Origin of the sequence: Catellatospora coxensis, from assembly GCF_016862635.1 — a bacterium.
Classification (GTDB): Bacteria; Actinomycetota; Actinomycetes; order Mycobacteriales; family Micromonosporaceae; genus Catellatospora; species Catellatospora coxensis.
The window spans coordinates 1-9,549 of the sequence record NZ_BONI01000147.1 but is presented as its reverse complement, the minus strand read 5'-3'; the positions used below and the strand labels follow the sequence as shown (position 1 = coordinate 9,549).

Genomic DNA, 9,549 nt, shown 5'->3' with positions numbered 1-9,549 from the left:
GCCACCCGCTGTTTCAGGTCATGCTGGCCGTCGAGACCGAAACGGCGAGCCTGTGCGACCTGCCGGGAATCGAAACCGGCGAGCAACGGCTCGTCGCCGACGTGGCAAAGTTCGACCTCAGCTTCAACCTGCGGCAGCGCGCCACCGGCGACGGCACGGCGGCCGGCATCGACGGCTCGCTCGAGTACGCGCTCGACCTGTTCGACCCGGACACCGCCCGTGCACTGGCGCAGCGATTCCGCCTGATCCTGGAGCAGGCGACCGCGGACCCCCTGACGCCGGTCGCGGACATGGAGATCCTGGACCAGGGCGAAAGGGAGCTGATACTCCAGCGGTGGAACAGCACTGCGCACGCGGTGCCCTTCGAGCCGATGGCCGACCTTTTCGAGGCTCGGGTGCGCAAGTCCCCAGACGCGGTGGCGCTGGTGGACGGGCGGCAGGAGTTGACGTTCGCCGAACTGAACGTGCGGGCCAACCGGCTGGCTCGGTATCTGCTGTCCGTGGGCGCGGGGCCGGGCCGGTTCGTGGCCGTAATGCTGCCGCGGAACGTCGATGCGCTGGTCGCGGTGCTGGCGGTGGTGAAGTCGGGGGCCGCCTATGTGCCGGTGGATCCGCGGTGGCCGGCCGAGCGCGCGCGGTTGGTGTGCGACGAGGTCGAGCCCGTCGCCGTGCTGGACGATCCGGGGCTGTTCGAGCGCCTGGACCAGTGGCCCGACGGCGATCTGGCGGTGCCGGTGGACGCCGACAGCCCCGCGTACGTGATCTACACCTCGGGGTCCACCGGCCGGCCGAAAGGTGTGCTGGTCTCGCAGGGCAACGTCGTCAACTTCCTGTCCTGGGTCGTCGCGGAGTTCGCGGGCGGTGAGTTGTCCCGCGTGCTGGCCGCGACGTCGCTGAGCTTCGACGTGTCGGTGTTCGAGGTCTTCGGCACCTGGGTCGCAGGGGGCTGCGTGGAGCTGGCGCGCGACGTGCTGGCCCTGGGTGAACTGCCTGCTACCTGGCCCGGAACGCTGGTCTCGGCGGTCCCGTCGGCGTTGAGTCAGGTGCTGTCGGACGTGCCGGTCTTCGACTCGGTGCGCGCGGTGGTCCTCGCCGGGGAGGCGCTGCCACGCAGCGTGCTCGACCGCGCCCGAATCGCGTTCCCGTCAGCACGCATTCTGAACATGTACGGGCCCACGGAGGCGGCACACGCCAGCGCATGGCGCGCCGGCGGTGACGGCGCCCCGCTGATCGGGTCGCCGCTGGCCGACGCGCGCCTGTACGTGCTCGATGAGCGGTTGCGGCCGGTGCCCGTCGGGGTGGCCGGCGAGCTGTACATCGGCGGCCCGGGCGTGGCTGCCGGCTATCTGGGCCGCCCGGACCTGACCTCGGCCCGGTTCGTGGCATGCCCCTTCGGCGCCGGCGAGCGGATGTACCGCACCGGCGACGTGGTGCGCTGGACACCGGACGGCCAGCTCGACTACCTCGGCCGGGCCGACGACCAGGTGAAGCTGCGGGGGTTCCGGATCGAGCTCGGCGAGATCGAAGCCGTGCTGTCCGGCCACGGGGCGGTCGACCGGGCGGCCGTGGTCGTACGCGAGGACCGGCCCGGCGACCGCCGCCTGGTCGCCTACGCCGTCGGGGTGAGCGGGACGACCGTCGACGCCCCGGAGCTGCGCCGGTATGCCGCGACCAGGCTGCCGGAATACATGGTCCCCGCCGCGGTCGTCGTGCTCGACCGGCTTCCGCTCAACGCCAACGGCAAGCTCGACCGCAGAGCCCTGCCCGCACCACGGTACGCAGGCAGCGAGACAGGCAGCCCGACGTCCGCGATCGAGGCAGCGCTGTGCGAGCTCGTCGCGGAGATCGTCGGTGCGCAGCACGTCGGGATCGACGACGGGTTCTTCGACCTGGGAGGCCACTCCCTGCTCGCCGCCGTGCTCGTGGCGCGGATCGGTGAGCGCTTCGGCGTGCGGATCGGGCTGCGGGAGTTCGTCGCGCAGCCGACGGTGCGCGCCGTCAACGAACGCATCACCGCCCGCGCGGCCGAGTCGGCACAAGCCTGAAAGGCAGGGACACCACATGCTCACCGTCTACACGTCGTTTCCGACGGACCCGGATCTGCCGCCGGACGAGTACCGGCGCACCCTCCTGGACAAGTGCCGGTGGATCGAGGAGGCGGGCTGCCGGGGCGTCCTCGTGCACACCGACAACCGCAGCGTCGACCCGTGGTCGGCCGCCCAGTTCCTGCTGGAGAACACCGAACGCCTGGTGCCGCTGATCGCGGTCAATCCCGTGTACACGCACCCGTTCGCCGCGGCGCGGGCGATCGCCACGATCGGCTACCTGTACCACCGCCAGGTCGACCTGAACCTGGTCAGCGGCGGTTTCCCCAGCCACCTGAAAGAACTCGGCTGCGGTCTCGACCACGACGAACGCTACGACCGGATCACCGAGTTCGCGCAGATCGTCACCCGCCTGCTGTCCGACGACTCGACGGTCTCCCACGCCGGCAGGCACTACACCGTCAAGGGCGCGATGCTCGGCATGCCGTTCGACGCCGCGCTCATGCCGAGGATCTACGTCTCCGGTGGATCCGAGGCGAGCCTCGAAGCCAGGCGCAGGCTGGGCGCAGGCTGGCTGACGTACCCCCGGTTGCTGGGCCGCTACGGCGACAGCGGCGTGTTCCAGGGCGGCGGGGTTCGCTTCGGGATCATCGCACGTCCGACAGCTGAGGAAGCCTGGTCGCTCGCGCACGCCAGATTCCCCCACGACGAGGACGGCGAGCAACTGCACGACTGGGTGGCGCAGCAGGCGGAATCGCGCTGGCACCGCAACCTCGCCGACGACGTTCGGCGGTCCGGGGTCCTCGACCAGGTCTACTGGCTCTACCCGTTCCGCGCGTACCACACCTTCTGCCCGTACCTCGTCGGTGACTACGACGAGGTCGCCGCCGCCCTCGCCGAATACTTCAACGTGGGCGTGAACACCATCATCCTCAACACCCCCGAGGATCCCGAGGACCTGGACCACATCCTCGTCGCTCTCCGGCGGGCGCGTGCGGCGGTCTGAGTGGTGTTCGGCCGGCCGACGCTGTGCGCACCGACCCGCCGATCAAAGTGACGGCCTCCAGCAGTGTCGTCTGCTGGAGGCCGTCACTTTCAGGAACAGGTGCGGGAGTCGTAACCCGCCCAGTGCGTTCCGCCCGAAGGCGGGTAGAACCGGTAGTTGCCGTCGGGCGAACGCTGCAGGACGAAGTCGTGGGAGCTGTAGGAGCTACGCGCACCCGTCACGCCGTCGAACACGATGTACAGCCAACCGTTCTGGTTGTCGCGCTGCGACAGCCGATCGCCTGCCTTGGTCCAGGTGTTCCTTCCGGCGGAGCCGTCGACCGCGAGGCCCTTGTCCCGCTGGAAGTTCCTCGTCGCGGCATCGGTCTGGTCGCCGAAGGCACCGTCGATGCCGGACGACGGCAGGTAGCCGTTGGCCCACAGAATGGTCTGCCACAGGCAGGTGGCGTTGGACAGCCGGTGCGTGGAGACGTTGACGGCACCTTCATCATCGAAGTCGTCGGTCACGACGCCGGCACCGTAGACGTAAGCGCGGCCACTGTAGGAGCCGCTGGCCGCGGCCGGTGTGGCCACGGATACGCACACGCCCAGAGCCAGGGCGACGCCCAGAGTCGGAGCCGCTGCCTTGCGCAGCAGGCGGCGGAGGGGTGGGAGTGAAGACATGGATCTCCTCACGTCGAGGACTATCAGGACGAGGGTCACAAAACCCCACAGGCTTGGACGCTAGCAGCGTGGATCAAGGCCGAGCGATCGGCGGCCGGCCGCCCAACCCGTGGGACGACCAGATCGCCGACACGCATCGCAACCGACTTCGCCGTGGTAGACCGCGCCGTGCTCGACGTCAGGCACGGCCCCGGGCGCGGCCGTCGATGCAACCGGGCACTACTGCGTTCACGGGACATCGCCCGTCCCGGAGAAGACGCGGCAGCACCGACGGACAGGATCCGCGAGCACCTAGTCCTTCGCGTGGTCGAGCAGCCGTTGCACGTCCTTCACGTCGAACGGCGGGTCCCAGCCGAGGATGATGTGTGTGGCCCCAGCCGCCAGGTAGGCCTCGTGGCCGTCGATCTCGTCCGGTCCGATCATCGTCGTGCGCTCGATCTCGGCCGGGTCGCGTCCCACCTTCGCGCACCACTGGTCGAGGACCGCGTTCTTGTGCGCGAAGCGCTCGGGCGAGCCGAAGTCGTTCCACATGTCGGCCCGCTCGGCGACGATACGCAGCGTCACCTTCTCGCCGCCGCCGCCGATCAGCAGCGGGATCGCCGGTGCGGGCGGGTTGAGCCGCGGCAGCCGCTGCTGGATCCGCCGGGTGGCCGCCTCCAGGCCGTGCAGCCGGCCGGGGGCGGTGCCGAACTCGTACCCGAACTCGGTGTAGTCGCGTTCGAACCACCCGGCGCCGAGCCCGACCACCAGCCGACCGCCGCTGAGTTGGTCGATGGTGCCGGCCATCGCGGCCACCAGGTCCGGATTGCGGTAGCCGTGGCAGCTGACCAGGGGACCGAACCGGACCCGGCTGGTGTCGGCGGCGATCGCGGCGAGCATCGTCCAGCATTCGTAGTGCGCACCGTCGGGGTCTCCGTAGAGCGGATAGAAGTGGTCCCAGTTCCAGACCGAGTCCACCCCCAGTTCCTCGGCTGCCCGCCACGCCTCTCGCAGCTGGCTCATCGAGCAGTGCTGCGGCCTGATCTGCACCCCGACCTTGAATCTGGGCATGCGCTCCACCTCCGGGCAGCCGTCGCCGAACACCTCCGCCCGGCCGTTACAGTGTCCATTCCCGCCGGGATTCCGGCATCTTCCGGATTGCTTTTCCGGGAACACCTGGAATGGCCTTTCGGCACGATGGAAGAAGTGCGTTCGAAGCATTGTGGATACGCTCGGCCGAGCGCCGTGAATGGTCGGCGTCATCGGTGCGGAATGGTGCCGGTGCACGTATCGCCGATTTCTGTGGAGGCCCGCGATGGGTAAATGTCCGATCATGCTGGACCGGACCGGTAAAGACATCCACGCCGAGGCGGCCCGGATCCGGGCCGAAGGGCCGGTGACCCGGGTAGAGGTGCCCGGTGGTTACCTGGCCTGGTCGGTGACCAACTACGAGGTGGGCAGGCAGATGCTGGCCGACCCGCGATTCTCCAAGAACGCCAAGGAGCACTGGCCGCCGCTGATCCGCGGCGAGGTCCCGACCGACTGGGAGCTCTACACCTGGGTGGCGATGGACAACGTCACGACCCGTGAGGGCGCCGACCACGACCGCCTGCGCAAGCTGGTCGCGCACGCGTTCGCCCCCCGGCAGGTGGAGGCCGCCCGCGGTCACATCGAGAAGCTGGTGGCGGGAATGCTCGACGACCTGGAGCGGGTGCCGCCCGGCGAGGTCGTGGACATCAAGGGCCGGTTCACCTACCTGCTGCCCGCACATGTCATCTGCGACCTGTTCGGGGTGCCGGCGCAGGCACGCGACAACGTGCTGCAGGGCGCGGTCACCAACAGCAAGACGACCAACACGCGCGAGGAGTCCGAGGCCAACCTGCACCAGTGGCACCAGGCCATGGAGGACCTCGTCGCGGAGAAGAGGGCCAACCCGGGCTCGGACCTCACCAGCGTGCTGGTCCAGGCCAGGGAATCCGGCTCGATGATGACCAGCGACGAGCTGGTGGGCACGCTGCACGTCATGCTCGGCGCCGGCTCGGAGACGCTGGGCAACGTGATGTCCCACCTCATCGTCGACCTGCTGGACAACCCCGAGCAGCTGGAGCTGATCCGCAGCGGGCAGTACACCTGGGAGGACGCGTTCGCCGAGGCGGTCCGCAAGGACGCGGCCGTCGCGCAGCTGCCGTTCCGCTACGCCACCGAGGACGTCGAGGTCGCCGGGGTGCAGATCACCAAGGGCGACCTGGTGCTCATCGCCTACGCCGGCATCGGCCGCGACCCTGAGGTGCACGGCGAGTCCGCGGACCGGTTCGACATGACCCGCCAGGACAAGACCAACCTGTCCTTCGGTCACGGCCCGCACCACTGCCTGGGCCGGTCGCTTGCCACGGTGCAGGCGATGATCGCCATTCCGGCGCTGTTCGAGCGCTTCCCTGACATGCGGCTGGCCGTTCCGGTGTCCGAGATTCCGCCGCAGGGCACCTTCATCATGAACGGCTACGGCAGCGTCCCGGTGTACCTCACGGCTCCGGTGCCCGCGCTCGTCTGACCGCCGCCGCTGCGCCCCGGCCACCCCGCCAGGTGCCGGGGCGCAACCATGTGCGGCACCGGCTGACGTCGAGAGCGGGCCGGCAGGTTCCGGCCACCGTGCCCGACGTAGCGCCGGGCGGCCGTCTGGGCCCGGAAACGCGAACGCCGCCACCGTCGGTGGCGGCGTTCGCGTGCCGGAGCGGGCTAGCCGGCGAACGCGGCCCGGTAGTAGTCGAGCACGGACGTGTGTATCGGCTTCCAGCCCAGCTCCCGGCGGGTCTTGTCGGCGCTGACGCAGTGGTCCATCAGGTACAGCTCCTCGATGATCCGGATCTCCTCCGGGGCTTCACGGTCGGCCGGCCAGCACACCGCGTGGCCGCCCGCGACGGCGGCGGCCAGCTCGTCCACGCCGACGTTGTCGGTGCAGCCGTTCCATGCCGTGCCCGGCGCGGCCTGCTGCGCGACGAGGACGTACAGGTCGGCCAGGTCCTCGACGTGCACAGCCGGCCAGCGGATGCCGCGGCGGCCCAGATACACCCCGGCACCGACCCGCTCCTGCAGCGGCACCATCATGTCCTGCACCACGCCGCCGCCGTTGCCGTAGATCAGGCCCGGCCGCACCAGGATGCCGCCGCCGGCCAGGACCCGCCGCTCCACGTCGGCGCGCCAGGCGACGACCGCGGGCGGGGCGGGCACGGTGTCCTCATGGGTCTCGCCCGGGCCGAGCACGTCCGCGCCGGAGGTGTGGATCAGCCGGGCGCCGGTGTCCATGATCGCCTCGGCGCCGACGCTCTCCAGGTCGCCCTCGATCCGGCCGACCTGCACCACGAGGTCGAACCCCCGTGCGGCGGCCGCCAGCGAGGGCGGGTCGGCCAGGTCACCCGGCACCGGGCGGTACTCCCGCGGAACCGGCCTGCCGCCGGGACGCTGCAGGGCGGCCACCCGGTACCCGGCCCGGGCCAGCGCGGCGGCCGCGTAGCCGCCCGCGTAACCCGTCGCGCCGATGACCAGGACATCGGTCTCGTGCGGTTCCTTCCGGTTCACTGTCGTCTCCGTTCTGTTGAGGGGCCGACCGGACCGCGGTTCACCGCACCGGTTGCAGGCCCTGGCCGGTGAGCAGGTAGGCCGTGGCGTCACCGCTGGCGGTCCCCGCCGCCAGCCGCAGCAGCGCGGCTCCGGCGAGCTGCGGGGTCAACGCGGGGCCGAGCCGGGTCTGGAACTCCTCGACGCTGATCCCGGCTCGCTCGGCGTACGCCTCGACGGCCGGCCGGCCCAGCGCGGTCTCGCCGGTGAGCTGCGGCAGCACGGTCGTTACGGTGAGACCCAGACCGGCGCGAGCCGACTCCTCGGCGGCGTATTCGGCCAGGAACCGCACGGTGGCCTTCGCCCCGGCGTAACCGCCGCTGATCGGCGAGCCGCGCAGCGCGGCGCCGCTGCTGACGACGATGACGCGGCTGCCGGGCCGCAGCGGTCGCAGCAGCGCCTCGCGCAGCCACGTGTAGGCGATACGCACGTCGCTGTGCCAGTTGACGGAGAACGTCTCCCAGGTCTGGTGGGTCAGCGGCCGGAGCACCGGCAGCGCCCCCGCGACCAGCACCAGCACGTCGGGATCGTGGCGTTTGAGCAGTTCGGCGGTGCGCCCTGGATCGGCGGCGTCGGCGGCCTCCACGGTCAGCTCCGGCCGCTCGCCGGCGAGCGCGCGCAGCGACGAGGTGTCGCGGGCCAGCGCGATCACCCGCGCCCCGGCGTCGAGGAACGCGCCGACGGCGCCGCGGCCCAGGCCGCGGCTGGCGCCGACGACGAACACGGTCTGTCCAGACAGGTCTTCCATGGAATCGCCTCGCCTTTTGCACACGTGATCCGCTATCGGCCTCGCCCACTCTACGCAGCCGTCCGGGTGTTTCTTCTTCCATATTGCGCACTGTCGTCATGCGCAATCGAACCCCTTCTCCGGCCTGTGCCCGCCCGCTAGCGTGGCATTCGCCCGGGCGTTCGGAGTTGCTGTTCGCAGGCCCGGAACAACACGCCCTGCGCGCTTTCGTATTGCTGCGGCGAATGACGATCGCGAGCGAAATCGCCATGCCCAGGAGGAGGAATCCGTGCAAGCGACTCAAGCACCACAGCGCACCGAAATGGCCCGGCGAGCGGCGGATCTCGTGCCGCTGCTGCGCAAGAACAGCCTCTGGCAGGAGCAGAACCGCCGGCTGTCCGACGAGAGCGTCGAGGCGATGACAGCGGCGGGGATCTTCCGGATGCGCACCCCGGCCCGCTACGGCGGCTACGAGTCCGACGCGCACACCATGGTCGACGTCGGCATCGAACTGGGCCGCGGCGACGGCGCGTGCGCCTTCGACGTCGCCGCCTGGTGGATCACGTCGTGGAACGTCGGGCTGTTCCCCGACGAGGTGCAGGACGAGGTCTTCGCCGACCCCGACACGCGTATCTGCGGCACGCTGGCGCTCAACGGCACCGGCGTCGCCCGGCCCGGCGGCATCGTCGTCAACGGGCAGTGGGCCTTCAACAGCGGCGCCGCGCACAGCCGGTACAAGCTCCTGTCCACGCTGATGATCCCGGCCGAGGGTGAGCCGGAGCCCGTCATGGCCGTGGTGCCGATGAAGTCGCTGCGGCTCATCGACGACTGGGAGGTGTCCGCGCTGTCGGGCACGGGCAGCGTGTCGGCCGTGGCCGAGGACCTGTTCGTGCCGATGACGCACGTCATGCGCATCGCCGCCTTCACCGCCGGGGAGTACGGCTCGAAGCTCAACGTGGAGCTGCCGATGTTCCGCGCCCCGCTGGTCGGGGCGGTGGCCGCGTCGACCGCGGGCAAGATGATCGGCATGGCCCGCGCGGCCTCCGAGCTGTTCTACGACCGCATCAACCGCCGCCCGGTGGCCAACACCAGCTACGAGCGGCAGGTCGACGCGCCGATCACCCACCTGCAGGCGGCCGACGCGGCACTCAAGATCGACGAGGCCGAGGGGCACGCCCGGCGCATCGCGACCATGGTGGACGAGAAGGGCCTGACCGGGCAGGAGTGGACGCTGCAGGAGCGGGCGTTCGCGCGCGCGGTCGGCGGCCGGGTGCCGCAACTGACCGCCGAGGCCGTCGACCTGCTCGCCGGCGGGCTGGGCGCGTCGTCGATCTACCTCAAGGACCCGGTCCAGCGCATCCGTCGCGACGTGCGTGCGGTGACCCTGCACGCGCTGCACCTGCCCAGCACCACGCTGGAGCTGTACGGCCGGGTGCTGTGCGGCCTGGAACCCAACACCTTCTTCGTCTGAGCCACCACCGCCGCGGCGGGCGGCCCCGACCTCCGGGGCCGCCC

The 9,549-nt window shown here is 70.6% G+C and carries 8 protein-coding genes; 4 read left to right on the top strand and 4 right to left on the bottom strand.

What is annotated here, in order from left to right:
- On the top strand, positions 1-2,045 hold a 2,045-nt coding region (locus Cco03nite_RS41195; protein ID WP_203699488.1), incomplete at its 5' end, for a non-ribosomal peptide synthetase.
- 16 nt (positions 2,046-2,061) lie between these two features.
- On the top strand, positions 2,062-3,051 hold the full coding sequence (locus Cco03nite_RS41190; protein ID WP_203699487.1) for an LLM class flavin-dependent oxidoreductase: 990 nt from the start codon (positions 2,062-2,064) through the stop codon (positions 3,049-3,051).
- Positions 3,052-3,140: 89 nt separating this feature from the next.
- On the opposite strand, the gene Cco03nite_RS41185 is transcribed toward Cco03nite_RS41190, so the two are convergent.
- Complete coding sequence (locus tag Cco03nite_RS41185) at positions 3,141-3,713, bottom strand: peptidoglycan-binding domain-containing protein (RefSeq protein ID WP_203699486.1); 573 nt, start codon at positions 3,711-3,713, stop codon at positions 3,141-3,143.
- 291 nt (positions 3,714-4,004) lie between these two features.
- On the bottom strand, positions 4,005-4,763 hold the full coding sequence (locus Cco03nite_RS41180; RefSeq protein WP_203699485.1) for an LLM class F420-dependent oxidoreductase: 759 nt from the start codon (positions 4,761-4,763) through the stop codon (positions 4,005-4,007).
- Positions 4,764-5,007: 244 nt separating this feature from the next.
- Between Cco03nite_RS41180 and Cco03nite_RS41175 the strand changes: the two genes are divergently transcribed.
- On the top strand, positions 5,008-6,243 hold the full coding sequence (locus Cco03nite_RS41175; protein ID WP_203699484.1) for a cytochrome P450 family protein: 1,236 nt from the start codon (positions 5,008-5,010) through the stop codon (positions 6,241-6,243).
- 185 nt (positions 6,244-6,428) lie between these two features.
- On the opposite strand, the gene Cco03nite_RS41170 is transcribed toward Cco03nite_RS41175, so the two are convergent.
- Together Cco03nite_RS41170 and Cco03nite_RS41165 are read right to left on the bottom strand one after the other, a co-directional pair.
- The gene (locus tag Cco03nite_RS41170) at positions 6,429-7,268 is read right to left on the bottom strand and encodes an NAD-dependent epimerase/dehydratase family protein (protein ID WP_203699483.1); all 840 of its coding nucleotides are present in this window, start codon (positions 7,266-7,268) and stop codon (positions 6,429-6,431) included.
- 40 nt (positions 7,269-7,308) lie between these two features.
- Positions 7,309-8,055, bottom strand: coding sequence for an SDR family NAD(P)-dependent oxidoreductase (locus Cco03nite_RS41165; protein WP_203699482.1), 747 nt, complete (start codon positions 8,053-8,055; stop codon positions 7,309-7,311).
- 268 nt (positions 8,056-8,323) lie between these two features.
- On the opposite strand from Cco03nite_RS41165, the gene Cco03nite_RS41160 reads away from it, so the two are divergent.
- Positions 8,324-9,505: an acyl-CoA dehydrogenase family protein gene (locus Cco03nite_RS41160; protein ID WP_308440682.1), complete on the top strand. Its 1,182-nt coding sequence runs from the start codon at positions 8,324-8,326 to the stop codon at positions 9,503-9,505.
- The last annotated feature ends 44 nt before the right edge of the window (positions 9,506-9,549 follow it).